This window comes from Cupriavidus sp. HE11, from assembly GCF_056097175.1.
The window spans coordinates 1154835-1175115 of sequence record NZ_CP184464.1 but is presented as its reverse complement, the minus strand read 5'-3'; the positions used below and the strand labels follow the sequence as shown (position 1 = coordinate 1175115).

Sequence of the window (20281 nt, the reverse complement as noted above, 5' to 3'; positions counted from 1 at the left end):
GACCAGGTCAGCGGTACTTCAACTTCAGTCCGTCACCGCCCCCTTGCTGGCCGTCGACGCCAGTTTCAAGAACTTCGCCAGCACGCCACGGGTATAGCGCGGCGACGGCTGCTTCCAGGCGGCACGCCGTTTGGCCAGTTCGTCGTCCGGCACGTTCAGTTGCAGCACCAGTTGATGGGCGTCGATCGTGATCGAATCGCCTTCCTGCACCAGCGCGATGGTGCCGCCGACATAGGCTTCCGGCGCCACGTGACCCACCACCATGCCCCAGGTACCGCCCGAGAAGCGGCCGTCGGTGATAAAGCCCACCGATTCGCCCAGGCCCTTGCCGATAATCGCCGAAGTGGGCGCCAGCATTTCCGGCATGCCCGGGCCGCCCTTGGGCCCCAGGTAGCGCAGCACGAGGATATCGCCCGCCTTGATGCGGTCGCCCAGGATGGCCTCCATCGCGCTCTGCTCGTCCTCGAACACGCGTGCGGGGCCGGTGATGACCGGGTTCTTGAGCCCGGTGATCTTGGCTACCGCGCCTTCCTCGGCCAGGTTGCCCTTCAGGATCGCCAGGTGCCCTTGCTTGTAGAGCGCGCGGTCGAGCGGCATGATCACGTCCTGGTCGGTGCGCGGCTGGTCGGGCACGTGCTCCAGTTCCTCGGCCAGCGTGCGGCCGGTGATGGTCAGGCAGTCGCCATGCAGCAGGCCCGCGTTCAGCAGGATCTTCATGACCTGCGGAATGCCGCCGGCGCGGTGCAGGTCGGTCGCCACGTAGTCGCCCGACGGCTTCAGGTTGCAGATCACCGGCACGCGGCGGCGGATACGCTCGAAATCGTCGATCGTCCATTCCACCTCGGCCGAGTGAGCGATGGCCAGGTAGTGCAGCACGGCGTTGGTGGACCCGCCCGTTGCCATGATCAGCGTCACGGCGTTCTCGATCGACTTGCGCGTGATGATGTCGCGCGGCTTGATGTCCTTCTTGACGGCCTCCACCAGCACACGGGCCGATTCGGCGGCGCTGTCGACCTTTTCCTGGTCCGGGTTCGCCATGGTCGACGAGTACAGCAGCGACATGCCCAGTGCCTCGAACGACGAACTCATCGTGTTGGCCGTGTACATGCCCCCGCACGATCCGGTGCTCGGGCAGGCGTTCTTTTCCACCCCCTCGAAGTCTTCCTCGCTCATGCGGCCAGCCGTGAACTCGCCCACGGCCTCGAACGACGACACGATGGTCAGGTCCTTGCCCTTCCAGTGGCCCGGCTTGATCGTGCCGCCGTACACGTAGATGCCCGGCACGTTGGTGCGCGCCAGCGCGATCATGCCGCCCGGCATGTTCTTGTCGCAGCCTCCGATGACCACCACGCCATCCATCCACTGGCCCTGGGCTGCAGTCTCGATACAGTCAGCGATCACTTCGCGCGAGATCAGCGAGTACTTCATGCCTTCGGTGCCCATCGACATGCCGTCCGAGATCGTCGGCGTGCCGAAGATCTGCGGATTGGCGCCGGACGCGCGCACGGCATCCACGGCGGCATCGGCCAGGCGCTGCAGGCCGGCATTGCACGGGGTAATCGTCGAATGCCCATTGGCGATGCCCACCATCGGCTTGTCGAAGTCTTCCTTCTTGTAGCCGAGCGCGTAGTACATCGAGCGGTTGGGGGACCGCGCCACGCCTTGCGTGATGTGCTGGGAGCGTTTGTTGAAAGCCATGAAGTCTCTCCGGGGGGAAGCCGGCCCAGGCGCGAGCCATTGGTGCGCCAGCCGTGTTGTGGTGTTGTGCCGGAAAGCATGCGCTTGGCGTTTTAGCGTGTCAAATATATTATTCGACCGTTATTAGGTCGAAAAACATATCAGTTGCGGAGGGCTCACCCGTTGGATCTGCGCCAGTTGCGTTACTTCGTCACCGTGGCCGAGGAGCTGCATTTCGGGCGGGCGGCCCGGCGCCTGGCCATGACCCAGCCGCCGCTGTCGCAACAGATCCAGGCGCTGGAAGAGGAGATTGGCGTGCAGTTGTTCGTGCGCACGCGGCGGTCGGTGATGCTGACGCCGGCGGGCCAGCAGTGGCTGCCCGAGGTGCGGCGCGTGCTGGCCGATGCCGGCGCGCTGCCCGGACTGGCGCAGCGGCTGGCGCGGGGCGAGGTGGGATCGCTGGCACTGGCCTTCGTCAGCACGGCCGACTACGGCATCCTGCCCGCCCTGCTGCGGCATTTCCGCGCGCAGCACCCGGACGTGCAGCTGCAGTTGCGCGAGGCCACCAGCGACGTTCAGCTTGAAGCGCTGGCCGAGGGCACCATCGATGCCGGGCTGGTCATCCGGCCGCAACTGCCCGTGATGCCGCATGGCCTGTCGTACTTGCCGCTGGTGCGCGAACCGCTGGTAATGGCCGTGCCGGACGGGTGGCGGCCCGCCGGAAGTACCTCGGTGCCGCAGGCGGTGGCGCTGCGCGATGCCGCGCGCGAGCCGCTGGTCATCTTCCCGCGCCGAAGTGCGCCAGCGTTTTATGACATCATTACGGGCTACTATGCGCGCGACGGCCTGACGCCGGTGATTGCCCAGGAGGCCATTCAGATGCAGACGATCGTGAGCCTGGTTTCGGCCGGCATGGGCGTGGCGCTGGTGCCGGCGTCGCTGCGCAACCTGCGGCGCACGGGCGTGTCCTACCTGACGTTGCTCGATGCCGGCCCCGAGATCGAGACCGGCCTGGCCTGGCGCGAGGGCGCGGCCGGGGTGGCGCCGGTGCTGCGGTCGTTTATCGACATCGCCACCGGGCTGGCCGGCGCCATCGGACTGACGCATGACCATGGCATAAACACCTAGAACCGTCGCGCAGCACGCCGCGCGCCCAAAATTTACCGCTACTCTCCCGCTTTCAACATGCTCGTTCATCCGCAATTCGATCCGGTTGCCATCCACCTGGGACCGCTGGCCATCCGCTGGTACGGACTGATGTACCTGGCCGGCTTCATCATGTTCCTGTGGTTCGGCCGGCTGCGTATCAAACAGCCCCATATCGCGGCGCGAGGCTGGGTGTCGCGCGACCTTGACGACATGCTGTTCTATGGCGTGCTGGGCGTGATCCTTGGCGGCCGGCTCGGCTATGTGCTGTTCTACAAGCCAAGCTACTACCTGACGCATCCGCTGGAGATCTTCAAGGTCTGGGAAGGCGGCATGGCCTTCCATGGCGGGTTCCTGGGCGTGCTGGTGGCGATGTGGGTGTTTGCGAAGGTACGGCGCCGCCACTGGATGGAAGTGACCGACTTCATCGCGCCGCTGATTCCGTGCGGGCTGGCGGCTGGCCGTATCGGCAACTTCATCAACGGCGAACTCTGGGGCCGTCCGACCGACCTGCCGTGGGGCATGATCTTCCCGCAGGCCGGCGACAACATTCCGCGCCATCCGTCGCAGCTGTACCAGTTTGCCGGCGAAGGCGTGGCGCTGTTCATCATCCTGTGGCTGTTTTCGCGCAAGCCTCGGCCGATGGGCGCGGTATCGGGCGTGTTCCTGATCGGCTATGGCGCGTTCCGCTTCCTGGCCGAGTTCACGCGCGAGCCCGACAGCTTCCTGGGCCTGCTGGCGCTGAGGCTGTCGATGGGCCAGTGGCTGAGCCTGCCGATGATCCTGATTGGCGTGGCGCTGGTGGTGTGGGCGTATCGCCGCCAGGCCAACGGCGCGGCGGCAGGGGCGGCGCGGTAACCGGGACTGACCGCCGGTTGCGCCCCCTCACCCGCGCACGGGCGGGAGGGCGCGGCGGTTCAACTTGCGATCACTGGCAAGCAGTGCCGCAATGCCCTCTCCCCCGATCCCTCTCCCATTTCATGGGCGAGGGGAGCAGGAAAATCGCGTATTACTGCGCATTCCGGATCGCATCGATCCGCTCTCTGGTCATCGGGTGGGTCGAGAAGAATCCATCCTCCTCATCGTCCCGGTCGGCCCGCCCGGATTGCTTGCGGCGGGCGCCGTGGGCGTCTTCCAGCAGCTGTAGTGCGTCGGCCAGCGCGGCCGGCGGCAGGCGGTTCTCGCGCAATACCTCCACGGCAAACGCATCGGCCTCGCGCTCGTGATCGCGCGAGTAGCGCATGGCCAGCATCGCCGTGGGCACCGTGGCGAGCAGCGAAGACACGTCGCCCAGCACGTACGCGGTCAACGCGCCCACCGCCGACGCCTGGAACACCTGCTGCAGCCCGTGGCGTTGCGTGACGTGGCCAGCCTCGTGCGCCAGCACGCCCATCATTGCCGGACCCGTGCCAAGCAGCTTCACCAGTTCGTCTGTCACGACGATGGTGCCGCCGGGCAGCGCCAGCGCGTTGGCGCCGATGCCGCCACCATAGCGGAACAGGATCTGGTAGTCGTGGCCGGGATCGGCGGGACGGCGCAGCGCCGCGAAATTGTCGCGGATGCGTTGCTGTTCGGCCGCCGGCAGCGTGCTCGGCTTGACGATGCCGCGGTCCAGGCTGTCGAGCGTGGTGCGGCCCAGCTGGGCTTCGAGCGAAGCCGGTATCGTGCGTGCAACCAGAACCGCAGTCCAGGGCAGCAGGTAGAAATACGAGACCGCCACGAACAGCACCAGGCCCAGCATCGACGCACCCACCAGGCGCCAGCTGTTCTGCGCGCGCGACACCCAGCCTTCGCGATGGCCGGTGGCCGCCAGCATCGCGTCAAAGCCGGCGTGGTCGGTGATTTCGCAGTAGGCGCCGTCGTCGAACGTCACCAGGCGCGGGCCGCGCCGGATGCGCTCGGAGACGCGCAACGACGCCAGCGGCGCGCGGCGCAGTTCGTCGCCGCCGGCATCCTGCAGCACGGCGTGGCCGTCCCGGACCTGCAGCACGACCGGATGCGCGCGCGACGTGCGGCCATCGAAGTATTGCGCGGCAATCATGGTGACCCGCTCCTCCGCTTACAGCGCGATGTCGATGTCGTACCAGTCGGCCGCGGCATCGCCCAGCGCACCCACGTGCTGCTTTTCGCCAACCACGAAGGCATCGAGCTGGCCCACGGCCACCATCGTCATCGATTCGACGCGGTAGCGTACCGAGCGCACGCGCGCGAACGGGTAGAACAGCCCCAGCGTCAGCGCCGTGAGAATCAGGTTCGTGACCGAGATCAGGAACAGCGTGCGTGCCTTGACTTCGCTACGGAAGTGATGCGGCGCCAGCGTGGTGTGGTTCCACACCGCGTTCTGCAGCTTGGCCTGGAAGAACGGGCCGATCAGCAGGAAGCCCGCATACATCGCCAGCGCCATCAAGATGACGACGAATACGACCGCCGCCTTGCCGCCAGCCGCCGCTGCCATCGCGCCACCGGCGAGGCCGCCGGCCACCAGGAACAGCAGCACCACGCCGGCGGTTACCAGATAGACACGGTAGAAATCGCCTGCCGTGCCGTCAAAGGCGAATTGCGCGGTGCCAAAGCGCGTGTTGTTGTGCTGGTAGCGCTTGAGGCGCTGGTGCGCCATCGGCCCCAGCAGCCACAGCGTCAGGCCTGTCAGCAGCGGCCACAGCAGGAAGACCGTGTAACCGTCGCGGTCGGTGCCGGTGAATGCGAAGCGCAGGCCACGGTAGCTGGAATTGGCCATCCGGAAGCGCAGCGACCGCACCAGCAGCAACGGGAACACGACGGCCAGCGCCAGCGCCAGCACTGCGCCCAGTGCTGGCGAAAGCTCCAGCACCAGCTGATACACCGCGAACAGGCCGAAGACGATGCCACGTCCCTTGAGGATTGCTTTCGCGTTGCCGTGGTAGTCGAAGGCGGCGCCGTCGAGCTGTGTACTGCGATAGAAGTACTGCTGCGTGCGCACCTTGGCCCAGGCCGAATAGATGCCCAGCGTGACGATGGTCAGCAGCGTGTTGACGATCCAGATCCGGAAGTACTCGGACCCCGACCCGGTAAATACGAACTTCAGGTTGCGCGGCACATGGCTGTCCGGTGCGCGATCCGGTGCGACGGGGCTGTCCGGCAGCCCGGCTTGATCTTCCCAGTTCATCTATTCGACCTCTCCAGTTGTTACGGGGCGCTTTTTTCCCGGCCAGCGCTTGTTTCAGGTTTGCAACCAGTTGGCACGCGACATTCGTGCGTCAGGCAACACATTTTCGCACTGCAGCGTATCGCTGCGGTCACAAAAGACCATATGAATCGCGTCAGATACAACGCGGAGGGTAACTGAGGTCGTAACGACAAAGAAACATCCTGTTACATGCTCGGGCGACTGTCACAAGTTGTGTTTCGTCCGCGTCAATGAAATCAATGACTTAGGTGCGATGGCACGGTCCTCGCTATTAAGCCTGTTACAAGATCGGTCGGGGCAGGCAAACGCACTGCCCAACACGGCGCCAGAGGGGAGGGTGCGCACGACGATGCGCCGGCACCGTGGCAACGACTAAAAAGCCGAACGGGAAAAGGCACGGGAAAATCCGCACTCCATGACGAGTGCTTCAACGGGGCAGGCGCGGGGCCAGCGCCAGCAAATGAATCTGACCCGCAAGCGTCCGGCACATCTCGCCCGGCGCCCAAGCAGAAGACCACAGCGGTTCTTTCATGCGCGGGCAATCTTCCTGCAGGGAGGCAGGAGGATTGCCCGCCGCACCTCTCGATTTCCCTGAGTTTCCGATCCGCCACGCTTGCTGCCTTGCAGCATCGAAAGCGCTTGCAGCGTCCGGCGCAATCCATAATTATGAATTATTGCGGCTTAATCGCCTCTCGCGAGGCCGCATCGGCGCGCAGGTCCCGTGGTGGTTTTCTCCCCATATCCAAGGCAGGCAGGAGGCACGATGCGTATCGTCAGGCAGGCGCTGTACCTGGAGGTGGCAGACCGGCTGCGCGCGATGATCGACGACCGCACGCTGATGCCCGGTGCGTGGATCGACGAGGTGGCGCTGGCGGCCTCGCTGGGGACGTCGCGCACGCCGTTGCGCGAGGCGCTGAAGGTGCTGGCCGCCGAAGGGCTGGTGCGGCTGGAGCCGCGGCGCGGCTGCTTTGTCAACGCGCTGACCGAGCAGGACCTGGACGACATCTTCCCGTTGATGGCGCTGCTGGAAGGGCGCTGCGCCTACGAGGCCGCGCATAACGTCACGCAGGCCGACCTCGACGCGCTCGAAGGCCTGCATGCGGACCTGGCGCGCTATGCGCAGGCCGGCGATATCGATGCCTACTACGAGACCAACTACCAGATCCATGAAGCAATCCAGCGGCTGGCAGGCAACCGCTGGCTCTCCGGCGTGGTCAGCGACCTGCGCAAGGTGCTGCGATTGTCGCGCCACAAGAGCCTGCGGCTGCCCGGGCGCATCCACGAGTCGTGTGCCGAACACCTGTCGGTGTTCTCGGCGTTGAAGGCCCATGACCCCGAAGGGGCCGAGGCCTTGATGAAGACCCATGTGCTGCGCCAGCGCGGCGCATTGCGCATGCTCGATGCGGCCGAGCACGAGGCCGCGGAAGGTGCCGGGCCGGGCGCCGCCCCGGCCGCCGGCCATCTGCGCCTGGCCGGACAAGGCTGACGCCCGATCGATCCGCGCCACCCCATTTTCCACCGACCTCGCAGGACACGACCATGACTGCCCTCGATCCCGCAGACCAACAGAAAGTCAGCGCCCCGCTCGATGCCAGCGAGCCTGCCGGCGACTCGCTGTTCTCGCGCTTTGGCCGATGGTGGAACCGCAAGGGCGACGACGCGCCCAAGGCTGCCACGGCGGACGCTGCGCAGCAGACGCTTTCCACGCGCGCGATCAAGCGCCAGCGCGAGCAGCTGCGCCAGTGCTTCGAGGCCCGGCTGACCGACGGTGCCGCCAACGCCGCGGCACTGGCCTGGCAGGACGAATACCAGGCAGCGGCCGAGCCGCTGCGCCAGGCCATGCTGGGTGTGCTGGCCGATGTGGCGGCCGGGCGCGATGCGCCGGGTGGTGGCGCAGGCGGCGGATCGGCGGGCGCCGCCGGTGCGGCATCGGGGCTGTCGCAGGCGCTGTCCAACGCGCGCATTCGCTTCTTCAAGCGCTTTGCCGCCCATCATGGCAAACGTGGCGACAGCGCGTGCGGCCTGCATTTCCTGATCCAGTTGCGTTCGGACATGCTGCGCTGGCAGAAGCGCATTCCCGGCCTGCGCGCGCTGGACGAAGACCTCGAGGCGTTGTTCTCGAACTGGTTCGACGTGGGCCTGCTTGAACTGCAACCGATTACCTGGGATTCGCCGGCGTCGCTGCTCGAAAAGCTGATCCGCTACGAGGCCGTTCATGAAATCTCGTCGTGGAACGACCTGCGCAACCGGCTCGATTCCGACCGCCGCTGCTATGCGTTCTTCCATCCGCGCATTCCGCGCGAGCCGCTGATCTTCGTGGAAGTGGCGTTCGTGCCCGAGATGGCCGCCAACGTGCAGGCGCTGCTGGACGAGGCCGCGCCGCTGGAAGACCTGCGCCGCGTGAAATGGGCCATCTTCTATTCGATCTCGAACACGCAGGCAGGCCTGCGCGGCGTCAGCTTCGGCAATTTCCTGCTCAAGCGCGTGATCGAGGAACTGCAGCGCGAATTCCCCAAGCTCAAGCAGTTCGCCACGCTGTCGCCGATTCCCGGTTTTGCCGACTGGCTGCGCAAGCAGGATGGCGAGTCGGTTGCACGCATCCTGGGTGACAAGCGGCTGTCGCGCTGGCGCGAACGGCATGGCGATGCGCCGGCCGACGGCGCCGCATGGTTGGGCGCACTGCCCGCCGACGCGCAGGACCCGGTGATCCGCGACACGGCGCTGGCGCTGGTGGCGCACTACCTGGTGCGCGAAGGCGACAAGGGCGTGCCGGCCGATCCGGTGGCGCGCTTTCACCTTGGTAACGGTGCATGTGTCGAGCGCGTGAACTGGGGCGCCGACCTGTCGCGAAAAGGCCGCGCCCAGTCGTGCGGGGTGATGGTGAATTATCTTTACGTGCCCGAGGCGCTGGATGACAATCTGGCTCGCCTTGGCGATGGCAACCCCCGCGTCAGCCGCGCGGTGGCCAAGCTGCTGTAGCCCTCGGGTCGGGCGCGGACGCCAGGCAGGTTTCTTGTCGGGTGGGTAGCAGTAGGCAGTACTTCGATTGACTTTCCACGCAGTAAATAGAGAGAGGAGACAGTACATGAGTCGTCAGCGCAAACTGACCGCGTTCGCACGCGTCTTTGCAATCGCCGGCATGGTGGCCGGTGCCGGGGTGAGCCTTTATGCGCCGGCCGCGCAGGCCGCGGATCCGTGGCCGAACAAGCCCGTCACCGTGATCGTGCCGTTCCCGGCCGGCGGTGGCACCGACGCGTTCGCGCGTCCGTTGACCGCGCAGCTTTCGAAGCAGCTGGGCAAGCAGTTCGTGATCGACAACCGCGGCGGTGCCGGCGGCACGGTGGGCGCCAGCCTGGCGGCCAAGGCCGCGCCGGACGGCTACACGGTCTTCATCGGCGGTGCGCACCACGCCATCGCGCCGTCGTTCTACAGGAAGCTCGACTACGACATCGAGAAGGATTTCGTACCGATCACGGTGATCGCCCAGCCGCCGCAGGTGATCGTGGTGAATCCGTCGAAGGTGCAGGCCAATTCGGTGAAGGACCTGATTGCCTATGCCAAGGCGCACCCGGGACAGCTCAACTATGCATCGGCAGGCAATGGCTCGGCCCACCATCTGGCCGGCGAGCTGTTCAAGCTGCAGACGCAGACCGAGATCGCGCACGTGCCCTACAAGGGCGCCGGCCCGGCGCTGTCCGACCTGATCGCGGGCCAGGTCGACCTGATGTTCGACGGTCTTGGCTCATCGGCGCAACATATTCGCGCCGGCCGCATCAAGGCCCTGGCCGTGGCGTCGAAGACGCGTTCGGCGGCGTTCCCGAACGTGCCGACCGCCGCCGAGGCCGGTGTTCCGAACTATGAAGTATCTACCTGGTACGCGCTGTGGGCGCCCAAGGGCACGCCCAAGGACATCGTCGACAAGCTCTATGCCGAGACCACCAAGGCGCTGAACAGCCCCGAGATGAAGGCGATCTGGTTGCAGAACGGCTCTGAGATCCCGCAGTTCACGCAGGAGCAGTTCGCGCAGTTCCAGCACGCCGAGATCAAACGCTGGGCCGAGGTGGTGCAGCGCTCGGGCGCGAAGATCGACTGATGGGCGGCACGGTCACGTTCGCACGCGAAGGCCTGGTGGCGACGGTCACGCTGTCGCACCCGGGCAAGCTCAACGCCATTTCGGCGGGCATGTGGCAGGCGCTGGCCACGGGGTTTGCCGCGCTGGCCGCCGAGGTGGCGGCCGCCGATCCGGCCGCCCGTCCACCGCGCTGCGTGGTGGTGCGTGGTGCCGACGGCAACTTCGCCGCCGGCGCCGACATCGCAGAATTTCCAGTGGTGCGGGGCGACGAAGCCGCGGTGCGCCGCTACCACACGGAAATCATCGCACCAGCGCTGCGCGCCATCGCCGAATGCCCATTGCCGACGCTGGCGGCCATCCAAGGCGTCTGTGTGGGCGGCGGGCTGGAAATCGCGTGCAACTGTGACCTGCGCGTCGCTGCGGCTGGCAGCCGCTTCGGCGTGCCGATCAACCGGTTGGGGTTTCCGATGGCGCCTGGCGAACTGCAGGGGCTGCTGGCCCTGGCAGGGCGCGCCGTGACGCTGGAAATCCTGCTGGAAGGCCGCGTCTTCGACGCTGCCGAGGCGGCCGCCAAGGGCTTGCTGACGCGCGTGGTGCCCGAGGCGGCCCTGCACGACGAGGTGGCGGCCACGGTGCAGCGCCTGTGCGCGGGGGCACCGCTGGCGGCGCGCATCAACAAGGCGACCATCCGCCGCCTGTCGCCGGTGCCGGCGCCGCTGACCGCGGCGGAGCTGGACGCCCACTTTGCCTACGCCGGCAGCCGCGACCATGCCGAAGGCGTGGCCGCCTTCCTGGCGCACCGGCCTCCGGATTTCACCGGGGAGTAATATGTCGGCCGGCCGGCTATCATGGCCGGCTGCCCTGGCGCAACGCCTGCCATCCCCGGGCATGCCATTCCCTTTTGCTCTGTACCATGAACGCCAATCTGTTCGCCCTGTTCGAATCCCGTTTTCCCGCCGACCGCAGCGCCTGCTGCATCGAAACGCATGACGGCCTGTACTACACGTGGGACGACCTGGACCGCGCCACGGCCAAGCTTGCCAACCTGCTGACCGCGCTGAAGCTGCCGGCCGGCGCGCGCGTGGCCGTGCAGGTGGAAAAGTCGCCGGAAGCGCTGTTCCTGTACCTGGCCACGCTGCGAGCGGGCTATGTGTACCTGCCGCTGAACACCGCGTACCAGGAAGCCGAAATCGACTATTTCGTCGGCAATGCCGAGCCGGCGGTGGTGGTCTGCAGCAGCAACAACTTTGGCTGGGTATCGAAGGTGGCCTTCGCGCACAACACGGCGCACGTGTTCACGCTGGACGAAAACCGTACCGGGTCGCTGCTGCAGCGCGCGGCGGCGCAGCCGGATACGTTCGAGACCGTGCAGCGCGCGGACGACGACCTGGCGGCCATCCTGTACACCTCTGGCACCACCGGCCGCAGCAAGGGCGCGATGCTGACGCATCGCAACCTGGCATCGAATGCGCTGACGCTGAACGAATACTGGGGCTGGCGCAGCGACGACGTGCTGCTGCACATGCTGCCGATCTTCCACGTCCACGGCCTGTTCGTGGCATCGCACGGCGCGCTGCTGGCTGGCGCCAAGATGATCTGGGCGCCGAAGCTGGACATGGGGCAGATCCTGAAATTCATCCCGCGCTGCACGGTGATGATGGGCGTGCCGACCTACTACGTGCGCATGGTGCAGGAGTCGCGTTTCGACATGGAACTCTGCAAGAACATGCGCCTGTTCGTGTCGGGATCGGCGCCGCTGCTGCTGGAGACGTTCGACGCCTTCCGCGAGCGCACCGGCCACACGATCCTGGAACGCTACGGCATGAGCGAAACCGTGATGCTGGTCTCGAACCCGTACGACACGGCGCTGGGTGACCGCATCGGCGGCACCGTGGGTATGCCGCTGCCGGGCGTGTCGGTGCGCGTGATGGACGGCGAGGGCAACGCTTGCCAGCCCGGCGTGATCGGCAATGTCGAGGTAAAGGGCCCCAATGTGTTCAAGGGCTACTGGCGCATGCCGGAAAAGACCGCCGAGGAATTCACTGCCGACGGCTGGTTCAAGACCGGCGATGTGGGCCGCTTTGGCGGTGCCATCGTTAGCCAGGCCGGCGAGCGCAAGGTGCCGGACAACTACCTGACCATCGTCGGCCGCAGCAAGGACCTGATCATCTCGGGTGGCTACAACGTCTACCCGAAGGAAATCGAGAGCTTTATCGACGAGATGCCCGGTGTGGTGGAATCGGCCGTGATCGGCGTGCCCCATGCCGACTTTGGCGAAGCCGTGGTGGCCGTAGTGGTGCGCAAGCCCGGCGCGGACATCGACGAAGCCGGCATGATCGGCACGCTCAAGGGCCGCATCGCCAACTTCAAGGTGCCCAAGCGCGTGCATGTGGTGGACGAACTGCCACGCAACACGATGGGCAAGGTGCAGAAGAACGTGCTGCGCCAGCAGTTCGCGGCGCTGTAATCCGACGCACCGCGAAAAAAGCCCCGCCCCATGAAATGGGAGCGGGGCTTTTTTTGATTCCTTTGCCGGGAAGCCGTAGCGCCAGTGCGCTTACTTCACCATCTGCACCGACCCGTTGACCGACACGGTCACCTGGGTCTTGCCGCCTTCCACCGGAATCGGCGCGCCGGAATCGGACGACATGGCCTTGGCCGCATACATGCGCGGCACCGGCGGCATCACGCCGCCCGATTCGTTGAGCGACACTTCGCGGATGGTGTAGCCGCTGAAGCCGAACAGCTTCGTGGTGGCCTGTGCCTTGTCACGGAATGCTGCCACGGCCTGGTCGGCCAGCTTCTGTTCGGCCGCCCGACGCGCCTCGCGCGACAGCGAGAAGCCGATATTCTGCACCTGCATCTGGTTGGCCAGTTCGCCAGCCAGCTTCGACACGGCGGCAAAGTCCTTCGACTTGAGGACGATCTCGGAACGCCCGCGCCACGTGCTGATCTTGCCGTTGCGATCGGTATTCGGATGAATCGTAAAGCCGCCGGACTGCGCTTCCACGCCCGACACGCGCTTGGCCTGCGCCAGCGCCGCCTGGGTGCGCGACGACAGCGCATTCGAAATGGCGGTGGGCTCCGGGCCTTCCTGCTCGGCGGCCAGGACCAGCGTGACCACATCGGTCGGCACCTCGGTCATCGCGTCGGCGGACAGCGACAGCACGCCCGAAGGCGGCGGCACGGCAACGGTCTGGGCCGTGGCAACGGCGGCGACGGTGCCCAGCAGCGAGGCGGCAAGCAATTTCTTCATATTATTCTCCGATCAATGTGATGGCTATCAGATGCGAAGCCCCGCATTTCGTTCCATGCGGGCCTGCATGGGAGATCTAACGAACGGATGGCCGGATCGGGGTTAAGGCGGGAGAAAAAAATGCGGTGCGGCCAAATCACTGTGGCCGCAGAAGCTACTTCATCAGCTTCCCAGTGATGAAACGCCATTCGGCCGGCGTGACCGGCGTGATCGACAGGCGGTTGCCCTTGCGCAGCACTACCATGTCGGCCAGCGCATCATGTTCGCGCAATGCCGGCAGCGGGATCAGCGCGCTCTTGCTGACGAAGCGCACATCCACCAGCGACCAACGCGGCGCTTCCTGCTTCGACGCCTTGTCGTAGTAGTCGCTCTTCGGGTCGAACTGCGTGGGATCGGGGTAGGGCTGCGAGCAGACCTCGGCAAGGCCGGCAATGCCCGGTTCGGGACACGACGAGTGATAGAACAGCACGCCGTCGCCAATGCGCATCTGGTCGCGCATGAAGTTGCGCGCCTGGTAGTTGCGCACGCCGGTCCATGGCAGCGTACCTTCACGGGCCAGGTCGTCGATGCTGGCTTCGTCCGGTTCGGACTTCATCAGCCAGTACTGGCGGGCACGTTCGTCGGCCATGAATCGATGACAGGTCAGGAGTTGAAATGAAAAAGGCGGTGGTTCATTGAAACCACCGCCTCTTCACCACTTGAAGGGGGTCCCCGCCTCGGCCGCTGGGTCGGCATCCTGAACCCAAGTGAGGTTCAGAGTGGCTGCGGAAGTCGTATTTCGGGTACATCGCCCACTCAGGGAGTCCGGACCGAAGCCAGGACTATGAATGCGGTAACGCGCTCGCCCACACGACATGATCCCGCACCATGCAATGCATATCGGTTCAAGGAGTTTATGACCCTCACGAACCAGGCAGGGAAACTGTCAAACGTCTGACTTGAGTTCCTGTGCGTGCAACACGCTTGGGATGTCAGACGTTTGCCGTTTCAAACTAGGATGGGATGGAAACGGCGGCCAGGCCCGATAACCCGACCATCCAACTGCTTCGGTCAGTCTCGCCGCGCAGTGGCTCCACTATACACCGCGACGTCAGTGATACCAAGCCGGATACGTCGAGGCGTTACATTTTCCACAACAACCGGCATATCCATGCACATCGTGAGGCCGTGCGCGGCATCGGCTTCACATGGATGACATATCTGGCCGCGGCCGCGCAATTCAAGTGTTGCCGTCAGGGTTTTTTCGCGGCTCAGCGCGTGCCCACGTGCGCGTACTGGCGCAGCGCCTCGTCGGCGCGCTCGTTCAGTTCGCGGATACGCGCGCGCACCGCGTCGACCGGAATCGAGCCGTCTTCTTCCTGCTTGCGGCGGATCGCCAGCAGGTCCGACGCAATGCTGATGGCAGCCATCACGGCCACGCGTTCCACGCCCTTGGCCGACACGCTGCCCTTGAGCTTGTTCATCTTGTCGTCGACCAGCGCGGCGGCCTCGAGCAACGCGGCCTCGTTCTCCGGCGAGATCGCGAAACGATAGGGCTGGCCTGCGATGTTCAGTTCCACTTGCTTGTTGCTCATGCGTGTTCTCCGGGGGCTTGCTGCGAACCTTCCGATGCGGTGCGGGCCTGGCCGTCGCCCAGCAGGTCGAGCTGGCGCGCATCGCTGGCCGTAGGCAGCTTGTCCAGGATGGACTGGATGCGCAGCTGCGCTTCCTCGATCTTGATATTGAGCAGCTCGCGGTCGGCCGCCATGGCTTCGCGGTCCGCGCGCAACGTGCTCGCCTCGGCCTGCAGGCGGTCGATCTCCGCGCGCAGCCGCTGGTTTTCCGCCGCCAGGGTGTCCGCATGATGCAGCACGCGCCCGATCTTGGCGGCCAGTTGTTCGAGTTCGTTGAGCATAGTGCCTGTCGTGTCCGGTAGGAGTAAGGGTCAGGTTTCGGGATTCTAGCCGATGCACGCGCGGGGGCTACCGTCAACGCGCCCGGTGAGACTTGCGTGCCGCACGGAAGTTGCACCGATCTGCGGCGAACGGCGTGATTTCGCGTGTCAAACACGGTCATCGGCAACTTGACCCATCGCATTGACGCCAACTTTGAAACTCCCTACACTCGCGCACGTTCCAGGTGCTCGCGGCCTCCACGCAGGGGCTGCAGTTCAACGGGAAACAGGGAGCCGGGTACCGCCCGCCAGCCCGGGGCGATGTCGATCGGCCAGGCTGGACGCGAGCGGAGCAGGCCAACCTGTGCTGCCCCCGCAACGGTAAGCGACCGCGAACACGCCTTGTGCGCATTCGCAGGGCGGGCCAAGCGCCACTGACACGGACTCGCCGGAGGTTGCGGGGAGCCGGTCGGGAAGGCGGCCTGCCTGATGTCGTCAGCCCGGATACCGGCCTGAAGAACGCGGGCGTCCGCACCCCATGCGGCACGCCAATTCGCCATCAGGTCCGCGGGGGAACGGGCCCGGCCGTTCTCATCCATCCTGCTCATGCGTTCCACGCTATCCAGGTCGACCGTCGCGGCAAAGCCGCCGGTTCGCCCGTCCGTGCCCGCCATCATGGCGGCCGTTGCCGTATTTTCCGCATCCCATGTTCCGGCCTTCGCCCAGGAGGCGTCCGCCGAGTCTGCACCCGCCGCATCTGCAGCACCCGCCGAGCAGCCGCAGGCCCAGCTGGCGCCGGTGGTGGTCACCGCCTCGCGCACCGCGCAAAGCGTGACCGAGGCGCTGCCGCACACCACGGTGGTCACCCAGGAAGACATCGTCAACTCGCAGGCACCCGACCTGCGCTCGCTGCTGCGCGGCCAGGCCGGTGTCGAATTCGCCGCCAATGGCGGCATGGGTGCCAATACCTCGCTGTTCATGCGCGGCGCCAATTCCAACCAGGTGCTGATCCTGATCGATGGCGTGCGAGTGGCCGGCGTCAGCGGCGGCACGGCCCAGCTCGCGAACATCCTGCCCGACCAGATCGACCATATCGAAGTGGTGCGCGGCAACGTGTCGGCGCTGTACGGGTCGGACGCCATCGGCGGCGTGGTGCAGATCTTCACCAAGAACGGCGTCGGTCAGGCACCGGCGGCCAACGCGCAGGTGGAGTACGGCAGCAACAACACGCGCCAGGGCACCGTGGGCTACGGCGGCCAGATCGGCGACACATCGTTCAACCTGACCGGCTCGATCTTCAAGACCGACGGCTTTTCGTCGATCAACTATAACCAGTGGGCCGCCGCCAACGCCGCGGCCGTGCGGCGCGGCACGGGGCCGAACCCGGGCGACAACCCGTACGAGAACAAGAGCGTGTCGGGCCAGATCCGTCACAAGTTCACATCCGACTGGGATGCCGGCTTCGCGGCGTACTACTCGAAGAGCGACCTGTCGTATGACAGCACCAGCGGCAAGCCGACCGACGATTTCCGCATGAACAGCGAGCTGTACACGCTGTCGGCGTTCGTCAACGGCAAGGTGACGTCGGCCTGGACCACGCACTTCAAGCTGTCGCAGAGCGAGGACCGCAGCGAAGGTACCAAGAACGGCCTGTTCGACAGCCTGTTCAGCACCCGCAACCGCCAGTTCAACTGGCAGAACGAATATGCGCTGACGCCCGACCACAAGCTGCTGTTCGGCACAGACTGGCTGCAGCAGACGCTGGCGTCGAGTTCGTACAACGCGCCGTCGCGCAATGTGTTTTCGGTCTACGGTGGCTATGAAGGCCGTATCGGACGGAACCAGCTGCAGCTGAACGGCCGTAACGACCACTATTCCGATTTCGGCAACCAGGGCAGCTTCTTTGCCGGTTATGGCTTCAACGTGACCGAACAGGTCAAGCTGATTGCCAACGTCAGCAACGCGTTCCGCGCGCCGACGTTCAACGAACTGTACTACCCGGGCTTCGGCCAGCCGAACCTGCAGCCCGAGCGCGCCAAGTCCGCCGAGGCGGGCGTGCAGGTCGACACGGCCAGCGCCGGCCTGCTGCGCGTGACCGCGTTCGAGACGCGCTATGACGACCTGATCGTGTCGACGGCCGTGGGCAGCGGCGTGTTCCTGGCGCAGAATGTCAACAAGGCCAAGGTGCAGGGTATCGAGGCGTCGTGGCGGGCCACCATCTGGGGGACCGACCTCGGCGCCGCCGTGACCTTCCAGAATCCGGTGGACGAGAGCAGCAACACCCAGCTGCTGCGCCGGGCGAGGCGCCATGCATCATTCGACGTGGGCCGCAATTTCGGCAACTGGCGCTTTGGTGGCGAATGGCTGCTGTCGTCGGAGCGGCTGGACAGCAGCGGGCGCATTCTGGGCGGATACGGTATCGTCAACCTCAATGCCCGCTACAACATCGACAAGCAATGGTTCGTGGCCGCCCGCGTGGAAAACCTGTTCGACAAGAACTACCAGCTCGCCTGGCCCTACAACACGCAGGGCCGCGCCGGGTTCATCACGCTCGGCTGGCGCCAGAAGTAGGGCGTAACCTCACGCCATGACAGAGCTGCGCCGCGCGCTGACCGTCTGGACCGTCCTGGCCTTGGCCGGGGCGGCGGTGTTCGCCCTGTCGCTGGCCGTCGGCAGCGTCGCGCTGGACGGCGCGCAGGTCTGGCAGGCGCTGACCGGCGCCGATACCGGCACGGCCGGCGCCATCGTGCGCGAACTGCGTTTGCCGCGCGCGGCGGCCGCGTTTGCCTGCGGCGGCCTGCTGGCACTGTCTGGCGCAATGATGCAGGTGCTGCTGCGCAATCCGCTGGCCGAGCCCTATGTGCTGGGCGTATCCGGCGGGGCGTCCACGGGCGCGCTGCTGGCGATGCTGCTGTCGCTGCCGCTGTGGGTGGTGCAGACCGGTGCGGCGGGCGGCGCGCTCTGTTCGATGTTGCTGGTAGCCACGCTGGCGCGGCGCGACCTGCTGCATCCGCAAGTGCAGGGCGGCCATCACGAGGCCGGCGCGCGGCTGCTGCTGACGGGCGTGATCCTGGCGGCCGGCTGGGGCGCGCTGATCACGCTGATCCTTGCCATCGCGCCAGAATCCCGGCTGCGCGGCATGCTGTTCTGGCTGACCGGCGACCTGAGCGGCACGGCCAGCTACGGCTGGGCCCTGGCCACGCTGGTGGTGGCGCTGGGGCTGGCGATGCCGCTGGCGCGCGCGCTTAACGTGATGCTGCTCGGTGAAACCGTGGCGCAATCGCTGGGCGTGCGCGTGGGCCGCGTGCGGCTGGCTACGTTCCTGATTGCCTCGTTTGCCATCGCCGCCGCCATCACCACGGCCGGTTCCATCGGCTTTGTCGGGCTGGTGGTGCCGCATATGGTGCGGCTCGCGTGGGGCAACGACCAGCGCCAGTTGCTGCCCGCGTCTGTGCTGCTGGGCGGCACGCTGCTGATGGCGGCGGACCTGATCGCCCGCACCGTGATCGCGCCGGCGCAGTTGCCGGTGGGTGTCATCACGGCGCTGCTGGGCGTGCCGACCTTCCTCTACCTGTTGCTGCGGAGGCCGCGATGAGCGAGACAAGCCCGACGCGCCCGTGGTTCGAGCCGCTGGCCCCGTGCCCGGTCCTGTCGCTGCGCGACGTGCGCCTGCGCGCGGGCCGGCGCGTGCTGGTGGATGGCTTGTCGCTGTCCATCGAGGCGGGCCAGCTCTGGTGCATCGTCGGCCCCAACGGCGTGGGCAAGTCGACGCTGATGGGCGTGCTGGCCGGCCTGCGCGCACCCGATGGCGGGGCCGTGGGCATCGATGGCGTGGCCGCCATGCAGGTTGCGCCGGCCACGCTGGCACGCCAGCGCGCCTACCTGCCGCAAGCCGTGCATGACACGTTTTCGATGGCTGTGGAGGATGCGGTGCGCATCGGCCGCCATCCGCACATGAGCGGCTGGGGCTGGGGCAAGCGCGACGACGACCGCGTGGTGCGCGACGTGATGGCCCAGTGCGATCTCGACACGCTGGCCGCGCGCGACGTGCTGACCCTGTCCGGCGGCGAGCGCCAGCGTGTGTCGCTGGCCGCCGTGCTGGCGCAGCAGGCGCCGCTGCTGCTGCTGGACGAACCGGTCTCGCACCTGGACCTGCGCCACCAGATCCTGGTGCTCGACCTGCTGCGTCGCCTGACCAGTGCCGGCCGCCACGCCGCCGTGGTGATCCTGCACGACCTCACACTTGCGCGCCGCCATGCCACCCATGCCTTGCTGATGTCCGAAGACGGCGTCGCGCTGCATGGCCCGGCGCCCGAAGTCCTGACCCCCGCGCAGTGCTCGCGAGCGCTGCGTACCCCGATTATCAGTATCAGCGACGGCACGCACACCGCGCTGATCCCCGATGGAAAGACACCATGAGCGATACCGAACAAGCCAGCCCGACCGACGACGGCCGCGACGAGCGCCACAAGAACCGCATGGTCCGCAAGAAGGAAGTGGTCGATGCCAAGATTGCCGCCGCGCAGACCGAGCGCGGCGTGATCGTCATCACCACCGGCAACGGCAAGGGCAAGTCGAGTTCGGGCTTCGGCATGGTGGTGCGCGCGATGGGGCACGGCATGCGCACGGGCGTGGTCCAGTTCATCAAGGGCGCCATCCCGAGCGGCGAGGAAATGTTCCTGCGGCGCTTTCCGGACCAATGCGAATTCCACGTGATGGGCGAGGGCTACACCTGGGAAACCCAGGACCGCGCACGCGACGTGGCAAAGGCCGAGGCCGCGTGGGAGGTGGCGCGCGGCATGCTGCGCGACCCTGCCATCGGCCTGGTGCTGTTCGATGAACTGAACATCGCGCTGAAGTTGCACTATCTTGATGTCGAGACCGTGATTGCCGACCTGCGGGCGCGTCCCGCGATGCAGCATGTGGTGATCACGGGCCGTGGTGCGCCGCCCGCGCTGGTGGAAGCCGCCGACACGGTGACCGACATGACGCCGGTCAAACACGCGTTCCAGCAAGGCATCAAGGCGCAACGTGGCGTAGAAATGTAGTAGGACGGCACCGGCAAGCCGATTTGCCTTGCCGGCGTTCTCC

Annotated in this window: 18 protein-coding genes, 1 other RNA gene and 1 riboswitch; of the genes, 11 read left to right on the top strand and 8 right to left on the bottom strand. The window is 66.2% G+C overall.

Going from position 1 to position 20281, the window contains the following annotated elements; genetic code table 11:
- Nucleotides 1–24: 24 nt before the first annotated feature.
- Complete coding sequence (ilvD, locus tag ACOABP_RS05465; protein ID WP_474227300.1) at nt 25–1698, bottom strand: dihydroxy-acid dehydratase; 1674 nt, start codon at nt 1696–1698, stop codon at nt 25–27.
- A gap of 162 nt (nt 1699–1860) precedes the next feature.
- On the opposite strand from ilvD, the gene ACOABP_RS05460 reads away from it, so the two are divergent.
- Nucleotides 1861–2805, top strand: coding sequence for a LysR family transcriptional regulator (locus ACOABP_RS05460; protein WP_474227299.1), 945 nt, complete (start codon nt 1861–1863; stop codon nt 2803–2805).
- A gap of 57 nt (nt 2806–2862) precedes the next feature.
- A complete protein-coding gene (gene lgt / locus ACOABP_RS05455) occupies nt 2863–3681 on the top strand; it encodes a prolipoprotein diacylglyceryl transferase (protein WP_474227298.1) in 819 nt (272 codons plus the stop codon).
- 151 nt (nt 3682–3832) lie between these two features.
- Here lgt and ACOABP_RS05450 read toward each other — a convergent pair whose 3' ends face one another.
- Both ACOABP_RS05450 and ACOABP_RS05445 read right to left on the bottom strand, forming a co-directional pair.
- On the bottom strand, nt 3833–4864 hold the full coding sequence (locus ACOABP_RS05450) for a M48 family metallopeptidase (RefSeq protein WP_474227297.1): 1032 nt from the start codon (nt 4862–4864) through the stop codon (nt 3833–3835).
- Between the two features lie 18 nt (nt 4865–4882).
- Nucleotides 4883–5968: a YjgN family protein gene (locus tag ACOABP_RS05445; protein WP_474227296.1), complete on the bottom strand. Its 1086-nt coding sequence runs from the start codon at nt 5966–5968 to the stop codon at nt 4883–4885.
- Between the two features lie 784 nt (nt 5969–6752).
- Between ACOABP_RS05445 and ACOABP_RS05440 the strand changes: the two genes are divergently transcribed.
- The 5 genes from ACOABP_RS05440 to ACOABP_RS05420 all read left to right on the top strand — a co-directional run bounded on the left by ACOABP_RS05440 (nt 6753) and on the right by ACOABP_RS05420 (nt 12528).
- Nucleotides 6753–7475, top strand: coding sequence for a GntR family transcriptional regulator (locus tag ACOABP_RS05440; RefSeq protein WP_474227295.1), 723 nt, complete (start codon nt 6753–6755; stop codon nt 7473–7475).
- A gap of 53 nt (nt 7476–7528) precedes the next feature.
- Nucleotides 7529–8968 carry a malonyl-CoA decarboxylase domain-containing protein gene (locus ACOABP_RS05435; protein WP_474227294.1) on the top strand — a complete coding sequence of 480 codons (1440 nt, stop codon included), beginning with the start codon at nt 7529–7531 and terminating at the stop codon, nt 8966–8968.
- 106 nt (nt 8969–9074) lie between these two features.
- On the top strand, nt 9075–10082 hold the full coding sequence (locus ACOABP_RS05430) for a Bug family tripartite tricarboxylate transporter substrate binding protein (RefSeq protein ID WP_474227293.1): 1008 nt from the start codon (nt 9075–9077) through the stop codon (nt 10080–10082).
- Nucleotides 10082–10888 (top strand): enoyl-CoA hydratase/isomerase family protein, encoded by an 807-nt coding sequence (locus ACOABP_RS05425; RefSeq protein ID WP_474227292.1) that lies wholly within the window; start codon nt 10082–10084, stop codon nt 10886–10888. Before ACOABP_RS05430 ends, ACOABP_RS05425 begins: the two co-directional genes overlap by 1 nt.
- Nucleotides 10889–10974: 86 nt before the next feature.
- Nucleotides 10975–12528 (top strand): malonate--CoA ligase, encoded by a 1554-nt coding sequence (locus tag ACOABP_RS05420; RefSeq protein WP_474227291.1) that lies wholly within the window; start codon nt 10975–10977, stop codon nt 12526–12528.
- Nucleotides 12529–12618: 90 nt separating this feature from the next.
- On the opposite strand, the gene ACOABP_RS05415 is transcribed toward ACOABP_RS05420, so the two are convergent.
- From ACOABP_RS05415 to ACOABP_RS05395, 5 genes are all read right to left on the bottom strand, one after another.
- Nucleotides 12619–13317 carry an SIMPL domain-containing protein gene (locus tag ACOABP_RS05415; protein ID WP_474227290.1) on the bottom strand — a complete coding sequence of 233 codons (699 nt, stop codon included), beginning with the start codon at nt 13315–13317 and terminating at the stop codon, nt 12619–12621.
- A gap of 154 nt (nt 13318–13471) precedes the next feature.
- The gene (locus ACOABP_RS05410; RefSeq protein ID WP_474227289.1) at nt 13472–13945 is read right to left on the bottom strand and encodes an EVE domain-containing protein; all 474 of its coding nucleotides are present in this window, start codon (nt 13943–13945) and stop codon (nt 13472–13474) included.
- 76 nt (nt 13946–14021) lie between these two features.
- Nucleotides 14022–14240: non-coding RNA, 6S RNA (gene ssrS, locus ACOABP_RS05405), on the bottom strand.
- 327 nt (nt 14241–14567) lie between these two features.
- Nucleotides 14568–14891, bottom strand: coding sequence for a cell division protein ZapA (locus ACOABP_RS05400; protein WP_066731968.1), 324 nt, complete (start codon nt 14889–14891; stop codon nt 14568–14570).
- Nucleotides 14888–15211 carry a hypothetical protein gene (locus ACOABP_RS05395; protein ID WP_066731963.1) on the bottom strand — a complete coding sequence of 108 codons (324 nt, stop codon included), beginning with the start codon at nt 15209–15211 and terminating at the stop codon, nt 14888–14890. Before ACOABP_RS05395 ends, ACOABP_RS05400 begins: the two co-directional genes overlap by 4 nt.
- A 205-nt stretch (nt 15212–15416) precedes the next feature.
- Nucleotides 15417–15720, top strand: a riboswitch (cobalamin riboswitch).
- Nucleotides 15721–15796: 76 nt separating this feature from the next.
- On the opposite strand from ACOABP_RS05395, the gene ACOABP_RS05390 reads away from it, so the two are divergent.
- Genes ACOABP_RS05390 through cobO form a run of 4 tightly spaced genes read left to right on the top strand, consistent with a single transcriptional unit; the run spans nt 15797 to nt 20238 of the window.
- Nucleotides 15797–17761, top strand: coding sequence for a TonB-dependent receptor plug domain-containing protein (locus ACOABP_RS05390; RefSeq protein ID WP_474227288.1), 1965 nt, complete (start codon nt 15797–15799; stop codon nt 17759–17761).
- A gap of 16 nt (nt 17762–17777) precedes the next feature.
- Nucleotides 17778–18785, top strand: a complete 1008-nt coding sequence (locus tag ACOABP_RS05385) for a FecCD family ABC transporter permease (RefSeq protein ID WP_474227287.1) — start codon at nt 17778–17780, stop codon at nt 18783–18785.
- Nucleotides 18782–19609, top strand: a complete 828-nt coding sequence (locus ACOABP_RS05380; RefSeq protein ID WP_474227286.1) for an ABC transporter ATP-binding protein — start codon at nt 18782–18784, stop codon at nt 19607–19609. The genes ACOABP_RS05385 and ACOABP_RS05380 overlap by 4 nt, the downstream gene beginning before the upstream one ends.
- The gene (gene cobO / locus ACOABP_RS05375; protein WP_474227285.1) at nt 19606–20238 is read left to right on the top strand and encodes a cob(I)yrinic acid a,c-diamide adenosyltransferase; all 633 of its coding nucleotides are present in this window, start codon (nt 19606–19608) and stop codon (nt 20236–20238) included. Before ACOABP_RS05380 ends, cobO begins: the two co-directional genes overlap by 4 nt.
- The last annotated feature ends 43 nt before the right edge of the window (nt 20239–20281 follow it).

What these genes read in the sequence shown, in the direction of transcription:
- ilvD (WP_474227300.1), bottom strand. Translation starts at nt 1,698, where the DNA reads ATGGCTTTCAACAAACGCTCCCAGCACATCACGCAAGGCGTGGCGCGG.
- lgt (WP_474227298.1), top strand. Translation starts at nt 2,863, where the DNA reads ATGCTCGTTCATCCGCAATTCGATCCGGTTGCCATCCACCTGGGACCG.
- ACOABP_RS05450 (WP_474227297.1), bottom strand. Translation starts at nt 4,864, where the DNA reads ATGATTGCCGCGCAATACTTCGATGGCCGCACGTCGCGCGCGCATCCG.
- ACOABP_RS05445 (WP_474227296.1), bottom strand. Translation starts at nt 5,968, where the DNA reads ATGAACTGGGAAGATCAAGCCGGGCTGCCGGACAGCCCCGTCGCACCG.
- ACOABP_RS05440 (WP_474227295.1), top strand. Translation starts at nt 6,753, where the DNA reads ATGCGTATCGTCAGGCAGGCGCTGTACCTGGAGGTGGCAGACCGGCTG.
- ACOABP_RS05435 (WP_474227294.1), top strand. Translation starts at nt 7,529, where the DNA reads ATGACTGCCCTCGATCCCGCAGACCAACAGAAAGTCAGCGCCCCGCTC.
- ACOABP_RS05430 (WP_474227293.1), top strand. Translation starts at nt 9,075, where the DNA reads ATGAGTCGTCAGCGCAAACTGACCGCGTTCGCACGCGTCTTTGCAATC.
- ACOABP_RS05425 (WP_474227292.1), top strand. Translation starts at nt 10,082, where the DNA reads ATGGGCGGCACGGTCACGTTCGCACGCGAAGGCCTGGTGGCGACGGTC.
- ACOABP_RS05420 (WP_474227291.1), top strand. Translation starts at nt 10,975, where the DNA reads ATGAACGCCAATCTGTTCGCCCTGTTCGAATCCCGTTTTCCCGCCGAC.
- ACOABP_RS05415 (WP_474227290.1), bottom strand. Translation starts at nt 13,317, where the DNA reads ATGAAGAAATTGCTTGCCGCCTCGCTGCTGGGCACCGTCGCCGCCGTT.
- ACOABP_RS05410 (WP_474227289.1), bottom strand. Translation starts at nt 13,945, where the DNA reads ATGGCCGACGAACGTGCCCGCCAGTACTGGCTGATGAAGTCCGAACCG.
- ACOABP_RS05400 (WP_066731968.1), bottom strand. Translation starts at nt 14,891, where the DNA reads ATGAGCAACAAGCAAGTGGAACTGAACATCGCAGGCCAGCCCTATCGT.
- ACOABP_RS05395 (WP_066731963.1), bottom strand. Translation starts at nt 15,211, where the DNA reads ATGCTCAACGAACTCGAACAACTGGCCGCCAAGATCGGGCGCGTGCTG.
- ACOABP_RS05390 (WP_474227288.1), top strand. Translation starts at nt 15,797, where the DNA reads ATGCGTTCCACGCTATCCAGGTCGACCGTCGCGGCAAAGCCGCCGGTT.
- ACOABP_RS05385 (WP_474227287.1), top strand. Translation starts at nt 17,778, where the DNA reads ATGACAGAGCTGCGCCGCGCGCTGACCGTCTGGACCGTCCTGGCCTTG.
- ACOABP_RS05380 (WP_474227286.1), top strand. Translation starts at nt 18,782, where the DNA reads ATGAGCGAGACAAGCCCGACGCGCCCGTGGTTCGAGCCGCTGGCCCCG.
- cobO (WP_474227285.1), top strand. Translation starts at nt 19,606, where the DNA reads ATGAGCGATACCGAACAAGCCAGCCCGACCGACGACGGCCGCGACGAG.